19 protein-coding genes are annotated in these 25,019 nt (G+C 51.0%); 7 read left to right on the forward strand and 12 right to left on the reverse strand.

The genetic code is table 11. The annotated features are described in order from the left end of the window. The first annotated feature begins 63 nt into the window (after positions 1-63). Positions 64-2,115 carry a methionine--tRNA ligase gene (metG, locus tag ACSF8W_RS09145; protein ID WP_500846938.1) on the forward strand — a complete coding sequence of 684 codons (2,052 nt, stop codon included), beginning with the start codon at positions 64-66 and terminating at the stop codon, positions 2,113-2,115. Positions 2,116-2,424: 309 nt separating this feature from the next. Then, a complete protein-coding gene (locus tag ACSF8W_RS09150) occupies positions 2,425-2,814 on the forward strand; it encodes a hypothetical protein (protein ID WP_500846940.1) in 390 nt (129 codons plus the stop codon). A 111-nt stretch (positions 2,815-2,925) separates the two neighbouring features. On the opposite strand, the gene ACSF8W_RS09155 is transcribed toward ACSF8W_RS09150, so the two are convergent. The 6 genes from ACSF8W_RS09155 to lrp form a co-directional block, all read right to left on the reverse strand. Then, positions 2,926-4,299: a YjiH family protein gene (locus ACSF8W_RS09155; protein ID WP_500846942.1), complete on the reverse strand. Its 1,374-nt coding sequence runs from the start codon at positions 4,297-4,299 to the stop codon at positions 2,926-2,928. A 397-nt stretch (positions 4,300-4,696) separates the two neighbouring features. Further along, on the reverse strand, positions 4,697-6,004 hold the full coding sequence (gene serS / locus ACSF8W_RS09160; protein WP_500846944.1) for a serine--tRNA ligase: 1,308 nt from the start codon (positions 6,002-6,004) through the stop codon (positions 4,697-4,699). Positions 6,005-6,131: 127 nt separating this feature from the next. Beyond that, positions 6,132-7,472, reverse strand: a complete 1,341-nt coding sequence (locus ACSF8W_RS09165) for a replication-associated recombination protein A (protein ID WP_500846945.1) — start codon at positions 7,470-7,472, stop codon at positions 6,132-6,134. An 80-nt stretch (positions 7,473-7,552) separates the two neighbouring features. Beyond that, positions 7,553-8,167 carry an outer membrane lipoprotein periplasmic chaperone LolA gene (gene lolA / locus ACSF8W_RS09170; protein ID WP_500847296.1) on the reverse strand — a complete coding sequence of 205 codons (615 nt, stop codon included), beginning with the start codon at positions 8,165-8,167 and terminating at the stop codon, positions 7,553-7,555. Between the two features lie 103 nt (positions 8,168-8,270). Next, positions 8,271-11,786, reverse strand: a complete 3,516-nt coding sequence (locus tag ACSF8W_RS09175; RefSeq protein ID WP_500846946.1) for a DNA translocase FtsK 4TM domain-containing protein — start codon at positions 11,784-11,786, stop codon at positions 8,271-8,273. Positions 11,787-12,073: 287 nt separating this feature from the next. Continuing rightward, positions 12,074-12,568 carry a leucine-responsive transcriptional regulator Lrp gene (lrp, locus tag ACSF8W_RS09180; RefSeq protein ID WP_036832575.1) on the reverse strand — a complete coding sequence of 165 codons (495 nt, stop codon included), beginning with the start codon at positions 12,566-12,568 and terminating at the stop codon, positions 12,074-12,076. Between the two features lie 155 nt (positions 12,569-12,723). Between lrp and ald the strand changes: the two genes are divergently transcribed. From ald to cydC, 4 genes are all read left to right on the forward strand, one after another. Beyond that, entirely contained in the window at positions 12,724-13,845 is a 1,122-nt protein-coding gene (gene ald / locus ACSF8W_RS09185; protein WP_500846949.1) for an alanine dehydrogenase, read from the forward strand. 209 nt (positions 13,846-14,054) lie between these two features. Further along, positions 14,055-15,017: a thioredoxin-disulfide reductase gene (gene trxB / locus ACSF8W_RS09190; protein ID WP_500846951.1), complete on the forward strand. Its 963-nt coding sequence runs from the start codon at positions 14,055-14,057 to the stop codon at positions 15,015-15,017. A gap of 81 nt (positions 15,018-15,098) precedes the next feature. After that, a complete protein-coding gene (cydD, locus tag ACSF8W_RS09195; protein WP_500846953.1) occupies positions 15,099-16,871 on the forward strand; it encodes a heme ABC transporter permease/ATP-binding protein CydD in 1,773 nt (590 codons plus the stop codon). Continuing rightward, positions 16,864-18,585, forward strand: a complete 1,722-nt coding sequence (gene cydC / locus ACSF8W_RS09200; protein WP_500846955.1) for a heme ABC transporter ATP-binding protein/permease CydC — start codon at positions 16,864-16,866, stop codon at positions 18,583-18,585. Before cydD ends, cydC begins: the two co-directional genes overlap by 8 nt. Positions 18,586-18,767: 182 nt before the next feature. Here cydC and rimJ read toward each other — a convergent pair whose 3' ends face one another. Beyond that, the gene (gene rimJ, locus ACSF8W_RS09205; protein WP_428476824.1) at positions 18,768-19,352 is read right to left on the reverse strand and encodes a ribosomal protein S5-alanine N-acetyltransferase; all 585 of its coding nucleotides are present in this window, start codon (positions 19,350-19,352) and stop codon (positions 18,768-18,770) included. A 160-nt stretch (positions 19,353-19,512) separates the two neighbouring features. On the opposite strand from rimJ, the gene ACSF8W_RS09210 reads away from it, so the two are divergent. Beyond that, positions 19,513-19,989, forward strand: coding sequence for a methylated-DNA--[protein]-cysteine S-methyltransferase (locus ACSF8W_RS09210; protein ID WP_500846957.1), 477 nt, complete (start codon positions 19,513-19,515; stop codon positions 19,987-19,989). Positions 19,990-20,083: 94 nt separating this feature from the next. Here ACSF8W_RS09210 and tyrR read toward each other — a convergent pair whose 3' ends face one another. From tyrR to pspB, 5 genes are all read right to left on the reverse strand, one after another. Beyond that, positions 20,084-21,619: a transcriptional regulator TyrR gene (gene tyrR, locus ACSF8W_RS09215; protein WP_500846959.1), complete on the reverse strand. Its 1,536-nt coding sequence runs from the start codon at positions 21,617-21,619 to the stop codon at positions 20,084-20,086. 156 nt (positions 21,620-21,775) lie between these two features. Beyond that, complete coding sequence (locus tag ACSF8W_RS09220) at positions 21,776-22,810, reverse strand: YcjF family protein (protein ID WP_500846961.1); 1,035 nt, start codon at positions 22,808-22,810, stop codon at positions 21,776-21,778. Then, a complete protein-coding gene (locus tag ACSF8W_RS09225; RefSeq protein WP_500846962.1) occupies positions 22,807-24,204 on the reverse strand; it encodes a YcjX family GTP-binding protein in 1,398 nt (465 codons plus the stop codon). Before ACSF8W_RS09225 ends, ACSF8W_RS09220 begins: the two co-directional genes overlap by 4 nt. A 201-nt stretch (positions 24,205-24,405) precedes the next feature. Then, entirely contained in the window at positions 24,406-24,792 is a 387-nt protein-coding gene (gene pspC, locus ACSF8W_RS09230) for an envelope stress response membrane protein PspC (RefSeq protein ID WP_500846964.1), read from the reverse strand. Beyond that, the gene (gene pspB, locus ACSF8W_RS09235; protein ID WP_428476716.1) at positions 24,789-25,019 is read right to left on the reverse strand and encodes an envelope stress response membrane protein PspB; all 231 of its coding nucleotides are present in this window, start codon (positions 25,017-25,019) and stop codon (positions 24,789-24,791) included. Before pspB ends, pspC begins: the two co-directional genes overlap by 4 nt.

A 25,019-nucleotide genomic window follows, 5' to 3' on the forward strand; every position in this document is an offset into this window, starting at 1 on the left:
CTGTCCATCAGGTAGTATCTAACGCTACGTTTTTATTACCCATCATGAGCGAAATAAGACATTATGGCTGCAAATCCAAGAAAAATTCTGGTGACCTGCGCCCTACCGTACGCTAACGGTTCTATCCACTTGGGCCACATGCTTGAGCATGTACAAGCGGATATTTGGGTGCGCTACCAGCGCCTTCGTGGTAACGAAGTTCATTTCATCTGTGCAGATGACGCACACGGCACTCCAATCATGCTTAAGGCCCAGCAGATGGGTATGGATCCTGAGCAAATGATTGCGGAAGTGAGCAAAGAGCACCAAGCTGACTTTGCTGGCTTCGACATCAGCTTTGACAACTACCACAGCACGCATTCCGATGAGAACCGTGAGTTGGCTTCGTTTGTCTATACACAGCTAAAAAACAACGGTTACATTACTAACCGTACCATTTCTCAGCTGTTTGACCCTGAAAAAGAAATGTTCCTACCGGACCGTTTCGTAAAAGGTACCTGTCCGAAGTGTAAAGCAGAAGACCAGTACGGCGACAACTGTGATAACTGTGGCGAAACCTATAGCCCAACAGAGCTGATCAACCCAAAATCTGCCGTTTCTGGTGCGACACCAGTAATGAAAGATTCTGAGCACTTCTTCTTCGACCTGCCTCAATTTGAAGAGATGCTAAAAGCATGGACCAAATCTGGCGCGCTGCAAGACGAAACCGCGAACAAGATGCAAGAGTGGTTCGAGTCAGGCCTGCAACAGTGGGATATTTCCCGTGATGCGCCTTACTTCGGCTTTGAAATTCCAGGTGAAACCAACAAATTCTTCTACGTATGGTTGGATGCACCGATCGGCTACATGGGCTCATTCAAGAACCTGTGTGACAAGCGCGATGACCTGAACTTTGACGAGTTCTGGAACAAAGACAGCAGCACTGAGCTTTACCACTTCATCGGTAAAGACATTGTGTACTTCCACAGCCTATTCTGGCCAGCCATGCTGGAAGGTTCTGGCTTCCGTAAGCCAAGCAACGTTTTCGTTCACGGCTACGTGACCGTAAACGGTGCGAAGATGTCAAAATCGAAAGGCACCTTCGTGAAAGCCGGTACGTACCTGCAGCACTTGGATCCTGAGTGCCTGCGTTACTACTACGCTGCAAAGCTAAACAGCCGCATTGACGACCTTGACCTGAACCTTGAAGACTTCACGCAGCGCGTGAACAGCGACATCGTGAACAAGATCGTTAACCTAGCATCGCGTAACGCGGGCTTCATCGCTAAGCGTTTTGATGGCAAGCTGTCTGCACAGTGCGCTGAACCTGAGCTATACGCAGAGTTCGTAGCAGCGGCAGACCGTATCGGTGCACTTTACGAAGCGCGTGAATTTGGTCGTGCAATCCGTGAAATCACCGCACTGGCTGACAAAGCTAACCAGTACGTTGATGAGAAAGCCCCTTGGGTTGTGGCAAAAGAAGAAGGTAAAGACCAAGAGCTGCAAGAAATCTGCTCAATGGGTATTAACCTATTCCGCGTCCTAATGGCTTACCTGAAACCGGTTATGCCTAACCTGACTGAGCGTACAGAAGCGTTCTTGAACGAAACACTAACATGGGAAAGCATTGCACAGCCTTTGACTGACCATAACGTGACCACGTTCAAAGCCCTGTTTAACCGTATTGATCCTAAGCACGTTGAAGCGATGGTAGAAGCGTCTAAAGAAGATGCTGCTGCCGAAGTGGCTGCTAAAGAGCAAGCAGAAGCGGCGAAAAACGTAACTGAGCTAAGCAAAGAGCCAATCGAAGCAGAAATCGAGTTCGACGATTTTGCTAAGGTTGACATGCGTATCGCGAAAATCGTGTCTTGCGAAGCCGTACCAAAAGCTGACAAGCTACTGAAATTCCAGTTGGATATCGGTGGTGAGATGCGTCAGGTATTCTCTGGCATCAAGTCAGCCTACACCCCTGAAGAACTTGTCGGTAAGCACACGGTAATGGTTGCAAACCTGAAGCCGCGTAAGATGAAATTCGGCATGTCTGAAGGCATGATCCTAGCTGCTGGCCCGGGTGGCAAAGAGCTTTGGATCCTTGAACCGCACGAAGGCGCACAGCCTGGTATGCGCGTGATGTAATACCGCTTACGTTGACCCTTTATGGGCGAACATACGCTGACAAAAGGACTCTTCGGAGTCCTTTTTTGTATCGGTGATTTAACGCTGTAATATATCGCTTGTGATTGTGACGAACAGCCAAAGCAGACTCAATCCCATTCCAGCCCCACTCTGTCATTACACCACTGTCCCTCCTTAACCATGTTCGAGAAGCCTGTCGCATCGCCCGCCACAGTCCAATGACATGACCTCATCACCGATAAACAATGCAGGCTCCTTCGTTTACGTTTCTCACCGTGAGCGATCCTCTGTCAACACGAGAACACGACTATGCTCAAATGGATTGGATGCCTCTTTCTTGGTTTACTGCTGGGTTTTATCGCTTTATGTATCACCACTTTTTATGTGTTAGAGCCTGAAATATCGAAGGGCAGCGATCATCCAAGGCCGTCTTCGATACCGACAACAGCGGTGTGGTCTGGCGGTATCGATGGTGGGGTTTATGTAGACATCAACTCCTATGATCCCAAAACTGGCGCACTCACCGCCGATATCTATTATGATTTTACCGGCGATCTCGCATACAGCGGTACCTTGTCCTACAAAGGAAACACACTGCCACTACATATTAATCATGACAACATCGCTGGTTGGGATGGCGATGCATTGTTTGTCATTCATGGCGGTTACTTTGCAACACCCTCATCTGAAATACGCTAACACCAACATAAAGCCAATAAAAAAGGCCACCCTTACGGGTGGCCAGCAGAAAGCCAAATGACATTGTTGTTATTAGAATCGGTATATCAGTGCTGCTATCAGCCAACGGCATCAGAAGATAATATGCGCGACCATCACGATGATTGGCAAAGTGATCAACGTACGTAGTAAGAAAATCGCTACCAGTTCAAAGAAGTTCACCGGTACTTTACTGCTCAAAATCACTGAGCCGGTTTCTGACATGAAAATCAGCTGTGTCACAGACAGTGCTGCCACCACAAATTTTGTCATCTCGGTATCAATGGTCGACGCTGCAATGATAGAAGGCACATACATGTCAGTGAAACCGACCAGAATGGTCTGCGCCGCCGCTTGTGCTTCTGCCACGTGTAGCAACTCAAGCAGTGGAACGAACGGGGCACCGAGCAGTGAGAATAACGGTGTGGTTTCAGCGACCACCAAACCCAGCGTACCAATCGCCATAACTACTGGCAGTACACCCAACACCATATCCAATGAGTTATGGAAGCCTTCTTTCGCCACTGCGCTCAGGCTGTTAACGCCACTCGCACGCTTTAGGGCTAAGTGCATACCAAACTGCATCGCAGTCTGCCCCTCTGGTACCAACTCTTCATCACGGTTTGGCGCGGTACCGTCAATATAGAGATCTTTCTTGTAGCTCAGTGGTGGCAAGTACTGAATAATCACGGCTGCCGCCACACCAGACAGACAAATCGATAAATAGAAAGGCACAAAGTAATTCGCCAAGCCCACCTGCGTCAGTACTACCAGTGAAAACGAGATCCCGACTGGCGAAAACATGGTCGCCACAACGGCCGCTTCACGGGCGGTGTATTTCTTTTGTTCGTACTGTTTGCTGGTCAGGATTACCCCTACCGTACCATCCCCTAGCCATGATGAAATACAGTCAATGGCGGCACGGCCTGGTAGACGAAATACCGGACGCATGAACTTACTCATCAAGGTACCTAAAAGTTCCAGCAAGCCAAAATTAAGCAATAGAGGGAGAAGCAGGCCAGCAAAGAAAAAGGTCACAAACAGCGATGGCAGCAAATCATTCAGAACCAAGCCACCCGTGTTACCGTTCCAGATCACTTCCGGACCGACCTGATAGAGTGCAAGTACTGTAAAGACAGCACCCAAGCCACGAATCACCAACCATGTTGGCGTCAGTACAAACAAACGGGTCAGCAGCGATGAGTCCATCACAAAACGCGGCTTAACGACGCTTGCGGCCAATGACAAAACCGCAGAAAGACAAATCACAGCGGCGACAGTGGGTAGCAAGGCTTCCCCCATCAGGCTTTTGAAGCTTTTCGCCATGAGAGCCAGCGGAAAGGTAAAGTCACCGTTCACGCTCAGCGGGGCAAGGAAAAAGAACAGACCCAGCATCGATGGAATCGCGAACATCAGCATGTTCCGGCTGGTCTTATGGGTTTCTTGGGCAAGTACAGTATCCGTCATCCTACTTCTCTCTGAATGATTAAACCTAGCGTGACTAAAACTTCGGAAAAAGTGCATAATTCCTTATTGAGCTCATTATATCGACAATCCTATCGTGCGCAATACATAACGAAAAAATAATCACAAAAAACGAATATCAATTCACAAAAGATCGAACCAAGCATCACTATTCAATAAGATATGGTAAAAGCATGCCATAACAACCCATTTATTCTGATGCGAAATCACCCATACATTTACTCAGAGAGAGGCAAGTAACACAACCTGACATGAACAACGTGCCATAACCATTCAATACGCACTCCGCATATATCTCTTCATAAACACAGCATGAACAAGAATTGCAGGCATAAAAAAACCCAGCCAAAAGGCTGGGTTTTCAGTGTTAATGCAGCGATTAACCGATGTGTGTCGCGTTACCCATGTACTGACGCAGTACTTCAGGGATACGGATACGGCCATCTGCTTCTTGGTTGTTCTCAAGGATAGCAACCATGGTACGGCCTACAGCCAAACCAGAACCGTTTAGTGTGTGCACCAACTCTGGCTTCTTCTCACCTTTACGGCGGAAACGTGCTTGCATACGGCGCGCCTGGAAGTCCCACATGTTTGAACATGAAGAGATTTCACGGTAAGTCTCTTGTGCAGGAACCCACACTTCAAGGTCGTATGTCTTCGCAGAGCCGAAGCCCATATCGCCAGTACATAGCACAACCTTACGGTATGGCAGTTCTAGCAACTGAAGCACTTTCTCAGCGTGACCAGTTAGCTCTTCTAGCGCAGCCATTGAGTCTTCAGGACGTGTGATCTGAACCAATTCCACTTTGTCGAACTGGTGCATACGGATCAAACCGCGTGTATCACGGCCGTAAGAGCCCGCTTCAGAACGGAAACACGGTGTGTGTGCCGTCATCTTGATTGGCAACTCAGCTTCTTCAGAAATTGTGTCACGCAGCAGGTTTGTCACTGGCACTTCTGCTGTTGGGATAAGAGACAACGTACGTGGCTCTTCATCGTTCACTTTTTCAGTCAGTGGCTGGGTGTGGAACAGATCACCACCAAACTTAGGTAGCTGACCCGTACCGAACAGGCTGTCTGAGTTCACAAGGTACGGTACATACATTTCTGTGTAGCCGTGCTCGTCAGTGTGTAGATCAAGCATGAACTGCGCAATTGCACGGTGTAGACGCGCAAACTGACCTTTCATCACGATGAAACGTGCACCGGTGATTTTTACTGCACTTGCAAAGTCCAGACCGCCAGACAGCTCACCCAGATCAACGTGATCTTTCACGTCAAAGTCGTAGGTTTTTGGCTCGCCCCAACGTACAACTTCTACGTTGTCGTTTTCATCTTTACCCATTGGCACAGAATCATCTGGCAGGTTAGGCACGGTTTGCGTGATGGCATCAAGCTCAGCCTGCAGGGCAGCCAGTGCTTTTTTCGCATCATCAAGTTCAGTACCTAGGTTACCCACCTCAGCAAGGATACGCTCAGCTTCTTCGTGATCGCCCTTCGCTTTTGCTTGACCGATGGACTTCGATCGCGAGTTACGCAGTGCCTGAAGGTCTTCAGTTTTTACTTGAAGGCCCTTACGCTTTTCTTCTAGGGAACGTAGTGACTCTACATCAAGAGTGAAACCACGGCGCGCTAATTTTTCGGCTGTTGCGTCCAGCTCAGTACGAAGTAATTTAGAATCTAGCATGCTAATCCTGTGCTCAAAATGTTCTAAAATGCACACTATTTAACCAAACCGATGGCTAAATAATTTTTAATTCAGAAGGCGTTAGGTAACCCAACGCTTATGGGTCAACAATACCCAAAAAGCCCTATTATTGATAGCGCTTTAAAGCGCTTTTTGCATCTAAAGAAGCAAGATAATCTAACTTTTCGGTAATTTTAGTTTCCAATCCACGGTTTGTCGGCTGGTAGTACCGTGTCCCGGCCAATTCCGGTGGGAAGTAACACTCTCCCGCGGCATACGCCCCCGGCTCGTCATGGGCATAACGGTACCCTTGCCCGTAGCCTAACTCCTTCATCAGTTTAGTCGGCGCATTGCGCAGATGGTGTGGCACCTCATAATCGGGATGATTAGCCGCATCCATTTTTGCCTGACTGAACGCGGTATACACCGCATTACTCTTAGGTGCACTGGCCAAATACACAATGGCCTGAGCAATCGCACGTTCACCTTCATACGCGCCCACACGGGTAAAACAATCCCATGCTGACACGGCCACCTGCATCGCGCGTGGATCCGCATTACCGATGTCTTCAGACGCAATGGCAAGCAAACGGCGTGCGATGTACAAGGGATCACACCCGGCTTGCAGCATACGGGCAAACCAATACAGGGCTCCATCAGGACTGGAACCACGGATCGACTTATGAACGGCAGAAATCATGTCGTACCATAAATCCCCTTTGTTATCGAAACGGCCAATCTTCTCGCCAGCCACTTCCGCCAACAAGGCCAACGTGATCAACTTATTGCCTTGTGCGTCCTCTTCGGCCATGTCGATCAACTGCTCAAGGTAGTTCAGCGACATACGCGCATCACCGTTGACCAGTTCAGCCAACCGGTTTTTTACCTCATCGACGAACAGCAGGTTATGTTCTGTCACGCCACGCACCGGATCCGCCAGAGCTTGGTCGATCACGGCCAACACTTCCTCGTTGTCTAAAGACTTGAGCTTGTACACCCGCGCGCGGGATAACAGTGCGTTATTGAGTTCAAATGACGGGTTCTCCGTCGTTGCGCCAATGAAGGTTACCGTGCCGTCTTCGATGTGCGGCAAAAAGGCATCCTGCTGACTTTTATTGAAGCGATGCACCTCATCCACGAACAAGATAGTACGGCGGCCGGCCATTTTATTATCACGGGCTTTATCAATCGCAGCACGAATGTCTTTCACCCCTGAGGTGACAGCGGATACCCGCTCGACCTCGGCGTTCGCATAATGCGCTGCCACTTCCGCCAGTGTGGTTTTGCCGGTGCCCGGCGGCCCCCACAGAATCATGGAATGTAAGTGACCGGCCTCTAGCGCGCGGCGTAGCGGTTTGCCTTCGGCCAAAATGTGTTGCTGGCCGATGTATTCTTCAATGGTTCGCGGGCGCATACGGGCTGCCAACGGACGAAAATCCGATGAAAAATCGAGGCTGAAGTTATTCAAAATAACCACTCCTTAAACGAAAATAGGTGGCATCATAAGAGGCCACCTAGTAATTCAGGTAAGAGACAAGCAGAGCGCCGTTACTGGCGCTGATCGTCCAATTCCACCCCTTTAGGCGGGACAAAAGAAAACTGGCTGGCGGCCGGGATCTGCTTGGTAAATTTAGTAAACATAAAATTGCTGCGTTGGCCGTCTTGCTCAACCACGCTGAAACCACGCACATCACCACTCTTCGCGACGGTCACGACAAATTTACCCATTGAAGACGCACCGCTTTTTGGCGTTAGGGTAAACGTATCGGCTGTTTGCGCGACATTGTATTGTTGCCAGTCAGTAGCACTGTTGCGGGTCAGCAAAACAAACGGAGTTTGTTCCGTGGCATCTTTCAGCCACATGGCCGTCACTTGCTCAATGAACGGGCTGTAATACCACAAGGTTTTGCCGTCTGAGATCAGCACGTTTTCATCCGGTGTTTCAGTGTTCCAGCGAAACAGATTCGGGCGCTTGATCGACACATCGCCGTCCCCTTCCACCAGTACATCACCGTCAGGGCTGATCACTGTTTGTTTGAAGTCGGCACTGAATGCATTCACTTTGCCTAAACGGGTGCTGAGTTCTTGCTGCGGATTGGCCCACGCTTGGCTCGCCAACAACATTGGCGCTGCCACTAATACGCTCATTACCACTTTTTTCATCATTGCTATAAACCTTCTGATTGAAGGCCAGTGCCTACTCTGCACTGGCGCGTTCCTCTCTTGTCAGCCACATAGTGACCGTTCTCACCCACTTACAGTGCGCTTAATCACGCCCTGCTGGGGGTGGTGCCAATACTTCACGGTTACCGTTATGGCCCGGAGAGCTGACAATGCCATGCGCTTCTAATTGCTCAACAATGCGCGCGGCACGGTTGTAACCAATCTTAAATTTACGCTGCACCCCTGACACAGACCCTCGGCGGGTTTCTGCGACAAAAGCCGCAACTTCATCAAACAGTTGATCGAGGTCATCATCACTCGCCACCGGCGTTTCACCCGGTAACAGGCCGTCTGAACCCTGATCTTCTTCCAAAATGCCTTCAATATATTGTGGCTTACCACGCGCTTTCCAATCGTTAACAACGTTATGCACATCATCATCCGAGGCAAATGCGCCGTGAACACGGATTGGATGGTTCTGACCCGCAGGCAAGTACAACATGTCACCCATGCCTAGCAAGGATTCCGCGCCACCTTGGTCCAAAATGGTGCGTGAGTCGGTCTTGGTTGAGACGGTAAACGCCATACGGCTTGGAATGTTCGCCTTGATCAAACCGGTGATCACATCCACCGATGGACGCTGTGTTGCCAGCACCAAATGAATACCTGCTGCACGGGCTTTCTGTGCCAAACGGGCGATCAATTCTTCAACCTTCTTACCCACCACCATCATCATGTCGGCAAATTCATCGACGATGACCACAATGCTTGGCATTTTTTCCAGCAATGGCGCAAATTCATCCATGCTGTCACCCGGACGCCACAATGGATCGTGGATTGGATACCCCGCAGCGGCCGCTTCTTCCAGCTTGGCGTTAAAGCCCGCCAGATTACGTACCCCCACAGCAGCCATCAGTTTGTAACGGCGTTCCATTTCACCGACACACCAACGCAAGGCATTGCTGGCGTCTTTCATGTCGGTCACAACTTCGGTCAACAGGTGCGGAATGCCTTCATAAATAGACAATTCCAACATTTTCGGGTCAATCATGATGAAGCGACAATCTTCCGGCTTACATTTGTACAGTAAGCTTAGGATCATCACGTTCACCCCCACCGATTTACCCGAACCGGTTGTACCCGCTACCAGCAAGTGTGGCATTTTACTCAAATCGGCCACCACGGCCTCACCGGCAATGTCGTAGCCCAACACAATCGGCAATGCACTGTTTTTGTGCTGGAAGTTATCGCTCGCCACCACCTGAGACATGTAAACCGTCTCACGGTTAACGTTAGGCAATTCCAGACCAATGAACGGCTTGCCCGGGATCACTTCAACGACACGAACAGCAGAAGCCGACAAGGCACGCGCCAAGTCTTTCGCCAACCCAGAAATGCGGCTGACCTTCACCCCTGGTGCCAAATCCAATTCGTAGCGAGTGATCACCGGCCCTGGGTACACACCAACGACTTTGGCTTTAATCTTGTAATCCGCCAGTTTCGACTCCACCAGCATCGCGGTACGCTTTAGCTCTTCCTCACTGGTCGGCTCAACGTTCTGCTTTGCTGGAGCCAACAAATCAATGGTCGGCATTGGGCTAGTCGGCACCGGTAAATCTTCATCTTTACGCATTAAGAACGGGTTATCTAACCCCGCTGCATGCGCTTGTGCTTTCTGCGCATCCCGGATTTTCTTCAGGAACGCTTCTTCATCACTGAGTTCGCTGTCATCACTTGGCAGGCCATACTCCGCACGTTCCAATTCTGACATGCCGTCTTGTACACCAATTTCTATCGCGTGTTCTATTGTATGAGGTTCGCTGTCAGGCGCATTCATCGCGCTGTAAGTCGCGTCATCATCCCCATACGCAGTGTATGGTGTGGTCTGTGCGACTTGTGCGGCTGCAACGTCAGTAAAGGCTGTTGTAACAGGCGCGGTATGAACAGAAGATGAATCTTCATCGTCAGCGTCAAAGACCGGCGCCACCTCTTCCCAATCATCATACTGGGCTGTATTTGGCGCTTGATAAGCCGTAGTGCCTGTTTCTACCGCTACGGTTTCTGCGGGCTCTGTCATTACGGACTCTGTAACTGGCATTTCTGCCACGGCTTCGACGGCTGCACGCTCTGTGCTGCTTTCTACACCATAGTCTGTCGAAGCAGAGACTGTTGTATCAGAGGCTACAACGGGTTGTGCTGCCGCATACGCAGCCGCTTCCTCGTCACGCATCGCATCAACGGTGAAATCTTCATCCAGCTCTAACGCACGCTCTAGCTCTTCAATCGACATGCCCTGCGCTTGACGAGGCAAGGTATCGACCACCATGCGGTTCGCGTCGGCAGTCATCGCGGTGTCAGCAACGTTGGTTACGTCAGTATCCATTGCAACCGAGGCGGCTGCTGAGACTGGCGCGGCCTGTGCTGGTACCGACACTGCCGCAGCCAATGCGGCCGTCGCGGCAACATCATGTGCTGACGGTGTCATTGATGCCGCGGGTTGAACCGGTTGTGACACCGGCGCAACGTGAGGCTGCGGTGCCGACACTGGCGCGGTGGTCTGAGGCGTCGGTTGTGTTTGTACTGGCGTTGCTGTTTGTACTGGTGCGGTGGCTGGTACAGGCTGCGCTATCGGCGCTTGTGGCTGTACCGGTACGTGAGCTTGCACTTGAGGCTGAACGGGCTGTGCCGCCACTTCTGCTTGGCGCTGGCGCTCAGCACGCACAATGATCGGTTCAGCATGGGTTTCGGCTACGGGTTTAGCGACAGCAACTGGCGCCGCTGCAGATACGGACGCTGCTGCGGTTTGGAATTGCGGCTCTTGGCGCGCAAACGCATCACGGCTTTGTGCTGGACGCACGATTTCAATGCGACTGCTGGACGCCAACAACACATCGTCGGCATCAGGCTCCGCTGCCATTTGTTGCTGAACCAATTGCTTACCGAAAGCGGTTTGTTCTTCATCTGGGATATCGGCCGCAAAAGGCGTCAAGGTTTCTGACTTATCAGAACGCACTTTATTCAGTAGCCATGCCGAGCCGCCCAAAAATGACTCGCCCAAAGAATCAACAATGGTCAACCATGAAATACCGGTGAACAAGGTAAACCCGACGGCCCACACAAACATCAGCACCAAGGTGGCACCGAGTAAATTAAACAACGGCAAGGCCATGTTAGCGACCACATCGCCAATCACCCCACCCGATGAGAAATACCAAATATCATCAAAGTTCAGATCGGCCAAGCCACAACTGGTGACGAACAATACCAGCAAGCCTAACAAGCGGGTGCCGTAGATCATGTAATCCAGTTTCAGCGGTTGCGCGCGGCGACGGAATAACACCCACGTTGTCACGACCATCACCATGGGTAACAAGTAGGCCAGTGAACCCAGGGTAAAGAATAATGTATCGGCGACTAAGGCACCCAATGACCCTGCTTTATTTTGTACTGGCCCTTCCCATGCCGTTTGTGACCAAGACGGGTCGGCAGGATCAAAGCTCAACAATGCAACCATGATAAAAATCGCGGCCAGCACACCGAAAATCAAAAAGCTTTCCAGTAAACGCTGCCCGCCAGAAAGGCGTGATTTGGGCTGCTTCTTGCCCTTAACTGTCCTCAAAAAACACTCCGATGTAACTAATAGATGAACGTCTAACGGCGTTTTAGCGCAGCATGATTGTTCGTGATAAAAACCATCAACATTGCCCGTATGCCAGTACGAATAGATAAACTGAACCGATGCCTTATCTTATACTAAATACAGTCAATTTTTGCCATGATGCGGCGACAGGAAGGTAAAGAGTTGGTGAAATTTTAAGAGATTGAGGTGATTTTCTAAGCAGTAAAAACAAATCAAGCGGCTTACTGCTGGCCGCTTGATTTATCGCGTCATGTTGTGATGATGCATTAACGGGTCTTGATAACCAGATTATTCGTCTGTTTCACTTCTTCCATGACAACATACGTACGCGTATCATTCACGCCCGGCAAACGCAGTAAGGTCTCCCCCAATAGCTTACGGTAAGCGGACATATCAGATACACGGGTTTTCAATAGGTAGTCGAAATCACCAGAAACAAGGTGACACTCTTGAATGTCTTCAAGCTCTTGTACCGACTTATTGAATTGTTCAAACACATCTGGCGCGCCACGGTTCAAGGTAATTTCAACAAAAACCAGTAGCGATGCATCCAGATATTGTGGGTTCAATAGCGCGGTATAGCCGCTGATGTAACCCTGACGCTCGAGTCGACGAACACGCTCTAGACACGGTGTTGGCGATAGGCCAACGCGTTTAGACAGCTCAACGTTTGAAATTCGACCATCTTTTTGGAGTTCATTCAGTATGTTGCGGTCAATACGATCCAATTCCTTGGAGGGTTTTTTCTTGGTATCTACCATTTTTTATTCCACCTTCTTACTTCCTTGCAAAAAAATATACTACAACTTTTTAATTTTTAGAATCAAATACTCTTGTAGTCAAACTATACTGCCAGTAGATCTGCATTTACATCCTTGTCAATAGACAATCGTACTCGGTGCCAAGGGGGAGCAGGATGATCATTGGTGTACCCAAAGAAATCAAAGCTCACGAAGACCGAGTCGGATTAACCCCTCACAGTGTCCGCGAGCTCACGCTGCTCGGCCATCAGGTATTGATTGAAACCCAAGCGGGTGAAGCCATTGGGTTAGCTAATGCTGACTATGAAAACGCTGGCGCGGTAATTATTTCTAACGCTAAAGAAGTTTTTACCAGATCAGAGATGATTGTCAAAGTAAAAGAGCCCCAAGCAGAAGAAAGAATTATGCTGACTAACGGGCAGATATTATTCAGCTATCTTCATCTTGCGCCGGATTTTACACAGACGAAAGCCCTCATCGACAGCAAAGCTATCTGTATTGCCTACGAGACCATCACTGATTCCCTAGGCAAATTCCCTCTTTTAGCCCCCATGTCAGTGGTCGCAGGCAGAATGTCTATCCAAGCAGGGGCACAAAGCTTAGAGAATTCTCATGGCGGACGTGGCTTATTAGTTTGCGGTACCCCCGGCGTTGAAGCCGCACAGATTGTGATCTTAGGGGGCGGAGTCGTGGGCGCAAATGCCGCTCGAATGGCCTTGGGATGGCATGCAAATGTGACGCTTTTAGACACTAATATGCAGACTTTACAAGCGCTGGATCAAGAGTTTCAAGGCCGTGTCACACTCCTCTACTCAACCCATGAAACCATTGACAAACTGGTCGCTAGCGCCGATATCATCATCGGTGCCGCGCGGGTCCCCGGCGCTAAACCCCCATGCCTGATCACTGCCGAGCACGTTAAAACCATGAAAACGGGTTCGGTGCTCGTCGATGTGGCTATCGACCAAGGCGGTTGCTTTGAAACCTCCCACCCAACGACCCTGTCGCATCCCACCTACTTGGTGGATGATGTGGTGCATTACTGTGTCACCAACATGCCCAGCGCCGTCGCGCGTACCGCCACCTTTGCTCTGAACAACGCCACCTTGCCTTACGTAAAATCACTTGCCAATAAAGGATATAAACACGCTCTGCATGATGACGAAGGATTCCTAGAGGGCATGAACATTATTCACGGAAAAATCACCAACAAGGCGATTGCGACAACATTTGGCTTGCATTATACCAATCCAACCGTGGCACTTAGCATGTACTAACTGTCGCTCAATATATAACCAAAAATCATTACTTATAATAAATAAAGATAAATAAAGTAAGGATTTATTGTTTTGGATCGCCCTATTCGCCCACCGTATTGGGTCACGTCAGACACAGACACCAGGATCAAATCTCCTTTCAATAGTGACCCAATTTTCCTACAATCACCCCCTACATGATAACAATCTCATTTCAGCCTGGAGAAGTAATGAGTAACGTAAGACACTGTAAACTGCTCATCCTTGGTTCTGGTCCTGCTGGTTACACAGCAGCAGTGTATGCGGCACGCGCTAACCTTCAACCGGTGATGATCACTGGCATGCAGCAAGGCGGCCAGCTGACAACAACAACCGAAGTGGAAAACTGGCCAGGCGACGCCGAAGGCTTGACCGGCCCAGGCTTGATGGAGCGCATGAAAGAACATGCCGAGCGCTTTGAAACTGAAATCATTTTTGATCACATCAGCGAAACTGACTTCACGCAGCGTCCTTTCCGTCTAAAAGGCGACAGCGGCGAGTACACCTGTGATGCATTGATCCTCGCCACCGGCGCATCAGCCAAGTATTTGGGCCTTGAGTCAGAAGAACTGTTTAAAGGCCGTGGCGTTTCTGCCTGTGCGACCTGTGACGGCTTCTTCTACCGTAATCAAAAAGTCGCGGTCGTTGGCGGCGGTAACACCGCCGTTGAAGAAGCGCTGTACCTGTCAAACATCGCCACTGAAGTTCACGTGATTCACCGTCGTGAGACCTTCCGTTCAGAGAAAATTCTGATCAAACGTCTGATGGACAAAGTGGAAAACGGCAACATCATTTTGCACACCAACCGTACCTTGGATGAAGTGCTGGGTGATGACATGGGCGTGACCGCGGTACGCATTAAAGACACGCAATCTGACGCGACCGAAACGTTAGACGTGATGGGCGCATTCATTGCCATTGGCCACCAGCCAAACACGGCAATCTTTGAAGGCCAACTTGAGATGCACAACGGCTACATCAAAGTACAATCTGGCACCAACGGTAATGCCACCCAAACCAGCATCGAAGGTATCTTCGCGGCTGGTGACGTGATGGACCATACTTACCGTCAAGCGATCACCTCTGCCGGTACTGGCTGTATGGCCGCCTTGGATGCAGAACGTTACCTTGATGCGCTTGCAGAACAACAATAATCACCGATAGGCCACTCATTGAGTGGCCATTTTGTCGCCTTCATTCTCCCGCTTTAAGCAACATGCAGCGCAAGTTTTAATATGGATAAACAACAACAACGTGATTTAACCCGTTGGTTAAAATCACAGAGCAACCTCGCGAAACGCTGGTTAATGCTCAGTGTCGGACTGGGTTTCCTCTCAGGGGTGCTGCTCGTCGGGCAAGCGGCGTTGCTTGCTCACATTTTGCATCAGCTGATCATTGAACAGACCGACAAATACCAGCTCGTCAGCAGCTTTGTCGGCTTGTTCGTCATCGTAGGCTTACGCGCCTTGTGCAGTTGGGGACGCGAAATCTTTGGCTATCGCTGCGGCGAACAGATCCGTCTGCACATTCGCCAACTCATTCTGCAACGCTTGCAACAGCTAGGCCCGGCCTACATCAAAGGCAAACCCGCTGGTGTATGGGGCAGCTTGGTGCTGGAACAAGTCGAAGAAATGCAAGATTTCTTCGCCCGTTACCTCCCTCAAATGTCGATTGCCGTGTTAGTCCCGGTGGTCATTCTCGTCGCCGTCTTCCCGCTCAACTGGGCCGCAGGCCTGATTTTCCTGATTACCGCCCCCTTGGTGCCAGTTTTCATGGCTTTGGTCGGTTTGGGAGCAGCAGACGCCAACCGTCGTAACTTCAAAGCGCTACAACGCTTATCCGGTCATTTTTATGATCGCCTGCAAGGCCTGAGCACATTGCGCTTGTTCAACCGCGCAGAGGCCGAAGCCGAGAACCTGCATGCCGCCTCTGAAGTGTTGCGAAAACGCACCATGGAAGTGCTGCGTATGGCCTTCTTGTCGTCTGCCGTATTGGAGTTTTTCTCGTCTATTTCCGTGGCGATCGTCGCTGTTTACTTCGGTTTCGCGTTCATTGGCGAATTGAACTTCGGCCACTATGGCGTCCCTATCAGCCTGTTTACCGGCTTGTTTGTCTTGGTACTGGCTCCCGAGTTTTACCAACCGCTCCGTGATCTTGGCACCTTCTACCACGCCAAGGCACAAGCCATTGGTGCCGCAGAATCCATTGTCGAATTCCTCAATACCGAAGCGGACACCATGGATCAAGGCGATAAAAATCTGGACTCGCCAGAAACTATCGCGATTGATGTCGAACAACTGGAAGTGCTCAGTCCGGAAGGCCATGTGCTCGCCGGTCCACTGACCTTCTCGATTGCCGCCCATGAACAAGTGGCCCTGATTGGCCCAAGCGGCGCCGGTAAAACCAGTTTGCTCAATGCGCTGCTCGGTTTCTTACCGTACCGTGGCAGCCTGAAAATTAACGGGGTTGAATTGCGCGAACTGGATCATAGCCAGTGGCGCCAAGCCATCAGTTGGGTGGGACAAAACCCGCTGCTGCTACACGGTACCGTGCGTGACAACATCACACTGGGTAACCCACTCGCAACCGATGAGCATGTTCAGCAAGTCGCCAAACAAGCGTATGCCGACGAGTTTATTCAGCGTTTAGATGACGGCTATCTACACCGCGTGGGCGATCGTGCCAGCGGCCTGTCTGTCGGCCAAGCCCAGCGTATTGCCGTGGCCCGTGCCATGTTGCAAAACGGCGCATTCTGGCTACTGGATGAACCCACCGCCAGCTTGGATGCCGCCAGTGAGCACTTGGTGCTCGACAGCCTGAAACATGCTGTTGATGGCCAAACGACCCTAATGGTGAGCCACCGTCTGGATCAATTAGCCAACATGGACCGCGTGTTAGTCCTTGAACACGGTCAGTTAGTGCAAAACGGCCATTTTGAACACATTCGCCACCACGGCCTGCTGGCCGATATGCTGGCTCATACTGATAAGAGGGATCTCGATGCGTGATTTAATCCCTTACCTCAAACTGTACCGAAAGCACTGGTTTGGTTTAACACTGGGCATGCTTTTGGGACTGGCGACCTTGCTGGCCGCCATGAGCTTGCTGACGCTGTCAGGCTGGTTCATTGCCGCTTCTGCCGTTGCTGGCTTAACCATTGCCCGCGAAACCTTCAACTACATGTTGCCAGGTGCCGGCGTGCGTGGCTTCTCGATGGCCCGTACCGCAGGGCGTTGGGGCGAGCGCGTGGTCAGCCACAATGCGACCTTCAAATTACTGGCCGATTTGCGTTTATTCTTCTTCCGCAAGCTGACGCCGTTAATCCCAGGTCGACAAGCCAACTTGCGCGATGCTGATCTACTGAACCGTTTAGTGGCCGATGTGGATGCGATGGATCATGTCTATCTGCGTCTTGTCAGCCCACTGATCATCGGTGTGATTGGCCTTATCGCCATCACGGCATTTTTGGCCTACTTCGATCTCACCATTGGCTTAACGCTGGGTGCGGTTCTACTGGCCTTAATGCTCAGCTTGCCGGTTATTTTCTACCACCTCGGCAAGCGCCACGGTGCGGCACTGACCATGGCAAAAGCCAACTACCGCATCAAGCTATTGGACTGGATCCAAGGCCATGCGGAACTGCTGTTGTTCAATGCTGAAGATCGCTACTACCAAGATGCATTAAGCGAGCAAGAAAGCCTGCTGGTGGCCCAACGTAACATGGCCAATCTGACCGGTTTAGCTAACGCCATCCTGATGGCCGCAACAGGTTGGACATTGGTATTGATCACCTGGATCGCGGCAGATGGCCTAAACGGTCAGGCGCCCGACCCGTTCGTGGCAATGGTTGCGTTTGCCACCATGGCGAGCTTTGAATTGATGATGCCCGTTGCAGGTGCTTTCCAGTACTTGGGACAAACCCTGACCTCGGCCCGTCGTTTAAATGAGATCATTGAAGCCACGCCCGATACCCCGTTTGATCCGGAAGGTCATCATCAAACGGCTGTCGGCAACCTGACTATCGAGAACCTGCACTACACCTATTACGGCAGTGATAAACCGGTGCTGAGCGATGTCTCGCTGTCAATTAAAGCCGGTGAAAAAGTCGCCCTGTTAGGACGTACCGGTTGCGGTAAGTCCACCCTGCTTCAACTGCTGACCCGCAACTGGGATCCCCAGCAAGGGCATATCCAGTTAGACGGTATAGCACTGCCTCAATGGCAGGAGTCGGCACTGCGCGCCGCCATTACCGTGGTCAGTCAGCGCGTTGATATGTTCAATGGTTCATTGCGTGAAAACCTCGTGCTGGCGAAGCCACATGGCACCGACGACGAATTTACCGCCGTGCTGGAAAAAGTGGGGCTAACCACCCTACTTGAAGGCCAAGGATTGGATACGTGGCTCGGTGAAGGGGGGCGTCAAATCTCTGGGGGGGAACGCCGCCGTATCGGGATTGCCCGTGCCTTGTTGCATGATGCGCCCATCTTGCTGATGGATGAGCCTACTGAAGGGTTGGATCGCCGTACTGAACAGCAAATCATGAGCTTGCTGTTGGATCACGCGAAAGACAAGACGGTGCTGTTTATCACCCACCGCTTGGTTGGCTTGGAACACATGGATCAGATTTGCCTGATGGATGAAGGCAAAATCATTGAGCATGGCCAACACGCCAGTCTGCTGGCACAAGGTGGCCGTTACGCGGAGCTGTGGCAGCGTATCTAGCGAGTTAGCGAGTTAGCGAGTTAGCGAGTTAGCGAGTTAGCGAGTTAGCGAGTTAGCGAGTTAGCGAGTTAGCGAGTTAGCGAGTTAGCGAAGCCTGTCGGATCCCGACATTGCAACAAACAAAAACGAGCGCCGAGGCGCTCGTTTTTTTCATCATGAGAATCTGCTTGGCAACATGCGGACTAATCCAACGGCGGTTGCCATGACGCATTCAAACGCGCGGTCAGGATATGATCTTCCCAGCGACCGTTAATCAACAAATAGTCTTTGGCGGTGCCTTCTACCTCAAAGCCGCATTTACGCAGCACGGCCGCACTCTTTTCATTACGCGGCATGTACGCCGCAATAATTCGGTGAAAAGACTGATCTTCAAACATCCAACGGTTACCAGCGTCTAATGCCCGCCCCATGATCCCTAACCCTTGATAATGTTCGTCAATCGAGTAGCCCACATGGCAGGCATGGAACGGGTGACGGACCAAATTACTGTAATTCACCACCCCACAGATATCGTCACTGCCTTTTGGTTGGATAACGAAGTAATAGGCCAGCTTATGCTTGTGCAGCTTCATCAGCTGATCCAAGCGTTGCTGCCAGCCAAACTCAGTGAAAAAGCCTTCATCACGCAAGGGCTCCCACGGCTGCAAATAATCGCGATTACGTTGGTAATAGGCCGTAATGGCCGCCACATCTTTTTCCGTGATCAAACGCAGATGGCAATCTCCGATGTCGATCGTGGTGGCACGGCGAATAATGGAATGAAACAGCACGTTGTGTTCCTATGGCTATCCTTGATAAAAAGACGTTAGCACAGCTCCCCCCTATTGACTATAAACATATGGCTGGTCAATATTTACGCATAGAGATCCACGATGATTGGTATACTCTAGCTACCACCCCGTCTCCCTTTAAACGACAGTGATAACTATGCACTATGACTCTCTTGATTCTGTCTTAGGTAAAATTTACCTGCTTGCCGATGCGCAAGGATTACGCCAACTGCTGATTGCCAGCCCCGGGTTCGCCCCCGATAGCCAATGGCAGCATGATCCCCAATTTATGTCGCCCTATATCACCCAACTGGCTGAATACCTTGCAGGGAAACGCAAAATCTTCACCGTCCCCCTCGCCCCCAACGGCACCGACTTTCAACGCCAAGTGTGGCACGCACTGACCGAAATCCCTTACAACAGCCATCGCTCTTACCAACAAATCGCAGAACACATTACCCACCCTTGTGCGGTACGCGCCGTCAGCATGGCGAAAAACGTCAACCCTATCCCACTGTTCATTCCTTGCCACCGCGTGGCGTCCGAATCGGAAGCACAATCCAGTTGCCGCTATGGTCACGCCGTGATCAAACAATTGCATGCGTTAGAGAACAACGAGATCACCCTTCGCTGATGTAAACGCGAGGCATAAAAAAAGGAAGGCCCATTCAGCCTTCCTTTTTGTCATTCTGGTTCACATTACCACGTGATATCGCGAGCTCACGCACTCAGTGCTTGTTGATCCCGTATTCACGCAATTTGTTTGCCACAGCGGTGTGGGACACACCCAATCGCTTAGCCAACTTACGGGTCGACGGATAACTGCGATACAGGTTGCTCAAAATGCCGGACTCATAGCGCTTCATGATATCGTCAAGCGAACCGTCCAGAATCTCTTCGGCAATCACCGTGGAGGACTCATTTTCAGGCAACTGCACATCATCCACACGGATCTCCGCCCCTTCCAGCTGTGTCATCGCACGGAACAACACATTGCGTAACTGGCGAATATTCCCCGGCCACGCATACTGGCTCAGGTATTGTGCTACCTCTGGCGTCAGTTGTGGCTTAGGCTGTTGCAGCTCTTGGGCAAACTGGGACAAGAACAGATCGGCCAACGGCACGATATCTGCGGTACGCTCACGCAATGGCGGTACCACCAGCGATAACACGTTCAAGCGGTAGTACAAGTCTTCTCGGAACTGGTTAGACGCCACGAGATCAGGCAGTTTTTTCTGTGTCGAGCAAATCACCCGCACATTCACCTTCATTTCGCGCTCTTCCCCCACACGGCGGAACGTACCGTCTTGCAAGAAACGCAACAATTTGATCTGCAAGTGTTCCGACATTTCGCCGACTTCATACAAGAAGACGGTGCCTTCATCGGCCTGCTCAAAAATGCCTTTCTTACCCGGCTCAGTCGCCGTCGCCGCCATACCGAACAACTCGGTTTCCGCCGCATTGTCGGGCATCGACATACAGTTCACCAGCAGGAACGGCTTCTCACGGCGCAACGAACGCTGATGACACGCGCGTGCCAACATTTCTTTACCGGTGCCGGTTTCACCTTGAACCAGCAACGGCGCATCCAGCATCGACAGTTTTTTCGCTTGCGAGACTAACTGCTTAAAGCGAGAAGACTGCCCGACGAGATGTTCAAACCCGTTATCACCGCTCAGCTTGCGCATGGCGATCGGCATTTTCGCTTCCGACAGCGATTTAAGCAGGATCACGGCGCTCGCTAACACCTGCTCTTCGCTTTCATCGGTCACATACACGGGCATGACTTCCATCATGTAGTCCAAGCCCGACAGCACCACCAACTCACTGCGGGTGGTGGCTTTGTCTTTTTCTAACCACTGATGGGTGTTAAAGCCCACCAAGGTCTGAATATTTTCACCCAGAATGTCGCTACGTAGTTTCCCTAACAAGGTTTCGGCGGCGTCATTGGCTAAATCCACTTTACCTTGCAAGTTGATAGAGAAAAACGGATCGGGTAAGGCCTCTAACAAGGCTTTGAGTTCTTTATGTTCACGCTCACTCGGCATGAATTGGATCTTGCGTACATCGGTCACGCCATCCAATTGGCGGATCTGTGACATCAACTGACTGAATGATTCAAATTCCACTTCAGGACAATTGAGATAAATGATCCCCACTCGGTCTATTTCAATCCCGCGTAGATCAATTTCACGGCTAGCCAAAATATCTAGCAGTTCGCGGGCGATACCCAGTCGGTCTTCACAGAAGACTTGTAGTCTCATAAGCTTCTCTTCCAAGGTGTCAGGAATTGTTGACAGTGGAAGTGTGCGCTTTCCCCGAAAAGGAGTCAAGTCAGCACCATGGTGAGCGAGAGATTGAGCACTATCAAGCACTCGCAGTGAAAATAGCACAACGCCTCCATGAAGGAGGCGCTGTCATTATTGCGAAGATTTCGTGGTAAGCTGGCTTAACAGATCCCGGCGAATTTCACTCAGCTTCGGCTGTTGCTCTGGCTGCCAAGGCAACGGACGCATCAGGCTGATCGCTTTCAAACCTAACCGGCCGGTCAGCAAACCCACTCCGACACCTTGCGCTACACGGGTCGACATGCGCCCCGCCAAATCCATCGACAGCATATCCATGCCACTGTCCGCAATCAGTTCACTCGCACCGGCTACGGCCATGTTAGCCAGCACCAATTTCACCAAACGGATACGCGACCAGTAACCCAATTCAACGCCGTATACCGCCGAAATTTGCTCAATCAAGCGGAAGTTACGCCACGCTACCAGCAGCATATCAGCGACCGCTAACGGACTAACCGCCACCATAATGGCTGCTTCACTGGCGTATTTGGCCACCAGCTTACGGGCCTGTTTATCCTGATGCCCCAGCACCATTTGATCATACAGTTGGATCACTTCGCGATCGTTATGGGTCGCAGCCAACGCATGCTGCCAGCGATCGTACCCCACATTTTCTTCCGGTACTCTCCCCTGACGGGCTAAGCGGGTACAAAACGCACGAGCAGCACCGATACCGTCAGCATCGAGCAAGGCTTGCGCTTGTTCACGTTCACTCTGGCGATGCTTCAACCGACGCAAACTCATCCATTCACGCCCCAGCGCCGAGATCCCCGCCGTGGCCAAACCCGCCACAATCACGCTCCAGCCCATCGCGAGCCAGTCACCGCCCTGATACGCGGTCACCACATAATCCACCGTCTGCCAACCGGCCATTAGCGTACCGCCCACCAGCAAACCTTTTAACCAGCCTGCGCCACGTTTCGGTTTCGCCACCAGCGTATCCGTTAGGGCATCTTCTACCTCGGTGTCACCGTGGGTTTCCGGTAAGAACGTCGCTTTTTCCGCAAACTGCTGCTGCGCGGTTAATTCCGGTTGTGCATCGGTTGACGCCCCGTCACTATGCTGGGGATCATCAAATTCAATTTTGCTTTTGTACTGTTCATTCATCGTAATTTATCTCCCAGCAAGTATTCCAACGCTTTATCCATACGGATATGCGGCAGCGGCTCATCACTTTGTAGCCCCAATGGGCGGAAATTCACAAAATCAAAGCCCGATTGCTGCCAAAACGCCTCACTCGGTAAACGCTTAGGCACATCACCGGGGAACAAGGTTTTGGCCTCGCCCGACATGTTATGGCCACGCAATGCCGGCACTTGTTTACCGTGATAATCAACAAAGCCCGGCTCAGTGGCCTGAATCGACGACAGGCTGACACAGTCCATCGTGATCCCTTCAAATGAAGCCGTTTGCCACGCCTCATTCACCAATTGCTGTAACAAGTTAACCAAGTTCGGGTGCTGTTCTGGCGTCACATGGTCCGCCTTGGTCGCGGCAAACAACACCTTATCAATGCGCGGTGAAAACAAACGGCGCAACAACGAGCTACGGCCATAACGGAAACTTTGCATCAATTGATCCAGCGCTTGGCGCATGTCATTGAACGACTCCGGCCCCGCATTCAGTGGCTGTAAACAGTCCACTAAAATAATTTGGCGATCAAACGTCGAAAAATGCTCTTTGTAGAAGGCTTTCACCACGTGTTGTTGATAGTAACGGTAACGGCTTTTCAGCATGCCAAGGTTGGTGTCTTCGCCCGCATCCGCCCATTGCTGCTCTGTTATTCCGTCCATCCAGACCACAGGGAAGAACTGCAATACCGGCGCTCCAGCCAATTCACCCGGCAACACAAAGCGCCCCGGCTGTACCCAATGTAAACCGCCCTCGGCTTTACACTTGTACAAATATTCGGTGAAGTAACCCGCGATTTTTTCAATCAAGGCTTCATCGGCCGGGGCAAACGGGTCAAAGGTTTCCCCCATCGCCAGCCAGTCGGCCGCCAAGGCTTCACGCGTGCCTTTCAATACGTGAGCTTGTTGTTTGGACCACGTGTAGAAATCCAAATCCAACAACGGCAAATCCAACAGCCACTCCCCCGGGTAATCGACAATATCGAGGTACAAGGTCGCCGTGTCTTGTAGCAATTTCAGCGGCCCACGCTGGGGTTTATAACGCAATGCTAAGCGGGTTTGACTCACATCACGGGTCGGTGCGGGCCAGGTTGGCGGGCTGGACAGTAACGACTGCATCCCTTCTTCATAACCGAATCGCGGTACATGCATATCAAGTTGCGGGACGCGCTTGGCCCCCAGCAAATGGCCGTCTCGCACTGCTGTAAACAGCGGCAAACGCGGGTTGGTGCTGACATGCATCAATTGATTGACCAGTGACGTAATAAACGCCGTTTTACCGGCACGAGATAAACCGGTCACGGCCAAGCGCACATGGCGATCTAAACTCCGGTTCACTAGCTTATTCAACTCATTACCAATTCGGTTCATAGCCTTTCCTGAATCATTCTCGCACGCGGGTCATTAGGCCCGGTGTCCGTTGTTAGCGAAGAATATAAGGGGTGGAAGATTAACCTATGATGAACCGCTTATTCAGCATTGGCCACCCTCTTTCATCATAAGTCCTTGTTCATCCAAGGTACAAAAAAGAAAAGCAGGCACTGGCCTGCTTTTCTAGGTGATACGGCAACGTTACAGATTGCGGAATTCACGGTTCACTTTATACGCGGACGATGTGACATACGCTTCCATCTTTCGCAGGTCGTGCTCAATGTGTTCAAACTCACGCTCAACATTTTGCAAAATGTCTTTTGCGGGTTTGCCCGCCTGCCACGGCTTTTGCTTCACATGGTGCTCACGAAACAGCGATTGCTGCTGCATGCGCGCTTCCGGCATCTTATCGAGGATCAACCACGCCGCGATGTACGCTAAAGTGGCAAAGAACCCCACCCCCAGCAAAAACGCTGACACCGCCAAGATGCGCACCAGCCAGATTTCCATGCCGAAATACTCAGCAATACCGGCACACACACCGCCTAACTTACCGTTTTTCGGATCACGATAGAGGGTCTTATTCATGACTTATTCCTCCATTGTGGTGCTTCCGCATCCAAAATACGTTCAAGTGTCACAATCCGCTCTTGCATTTGCTCTGCGCGTGCCACCAGAGCTTGCAATTTGTCATGATCGTCCCCTGACAATCCTTCACTACTGTGTTTCTTAGAACGGTAGTGAAGCAGCAGCCACAATGGGGCAACGAAAATCATAAAAACAATCAGCGGCCCAACAATAAACCCCATAGACAT

The sequence above is a fragment of the Photobacterium sp. 270122K genome (genome assembly GCF_059941365.1).

Excerpts from the sequence above, each read along its gene's own strand:
- ACSF8W_RS09150 (WP_500846940.1), top strand. The coding sequence starts at position 2,425 with ATGCTCAAATGGATTGGATGCCTCTTTCTTGGTTTACTGCTGGGTTTT.
- metG (WP_500846938.1), top strand. The coding sequence starts at position 64 with ATGGCTGCAAATCCAAGAAAAATTCTGGTGACCTGCGCCCTACCGTAC.
- serS (WP_500846944.1), bottom strand. The coding sequence starts at position 6,004 with ATGCTAGATTCTAAATTACTTCGTACTGAGCTGGACGCAACAGCCGAA.
- lrp (WP_036832575.1), bottom strand. The coding sequence starts at position 12,568 with ATGGTAGATACCAAGAAAAAACCCTCCAAGGAATTGGATCGTATTGAC.
- cydD (WP_500846953.1), top strand. The coding sequence starts at position 15,099 with ATGGATAAACAACAACAACGTGATTTAACCCGTTGGTTAAAATCACAG.
- trxB (WP_500846951.1), top strand. The coding sequence starts at position 14,055 with ATGAGTAACGTAAGACACTGTAAACTGCTCATCCTTGGTTCTGGTCCT.
- lolA (WP_500847296.1), bottom strand. The coding sequence starts at position 8,167 with ATGAAAAAAGTGGTAATGAGCGTATTAGTGGCAGCGCCAATGTTGTTG.
- pspC (WP_500846964.1), bottom strand. The coding sequence starts at position 24,792 with ATGAATAAGACCCTCTATCGTGATCCGAAAAACGGTAAGTTAGGCGGT.
- ACSF8W_RS09225 (WP_500846962.1), bottom strand. The coding sequence starts at position 24,204 with ATGAACCGAATTGGTAATGAGTTGAATAAGCTAGTGAACCGGAGTTTA.
- cydC (WP_500846955.1), top strand. The coding sequence starts at position 16,864 with ATGCGTGATTTAATCCCTTACCTCAAACTGTACCGAAAGCACTGGTTT.
- tyrR (WP_500846959.1), bottom strand. The coding sequence starts at position 21,619 with ATGAGACTACAAGTCTTCTGTGAAGACCGACTGGGTATCGCCCGCGAA.
- ald (WP_500846949.1), top strand. The coding sequence starts at position 12,724 with ATGATCATTGGTGTACCCAAAGAAATCAAAGCTCACGAAGACCGAGTC.
- pspB (WP_428476716.1), bottom strand. The coding sequence starts at position 25,019 with ATGTCTATGGGGTTTATTGTTGGGCCGCTGATTGTTTTTATGATTTTC.
- ACSF8W_RS09155 (WP_500846942.1), bottom strand. The coding sequence starts at position 4,299 with ATGACGGATACTGTACTTGCCCAAGAAACCCATAAGACCAGCCGGAAC.
- ACSF8W_RS09220 (WP_500846961.1), bottom strand. The coding sequence starts at position 22,810 with ATGAATGAACAGTACAAAAGCAAAATTGAATTTGATGATCCCCAGCAT.
- ACSF8W_RS09210 (WP_500846957.1), top strand. The coding sequence starts at position 19,513 with ATGCACTATGACTCTCTTGATTCTGTCTTAGGTAAAATTTACCTGCTT.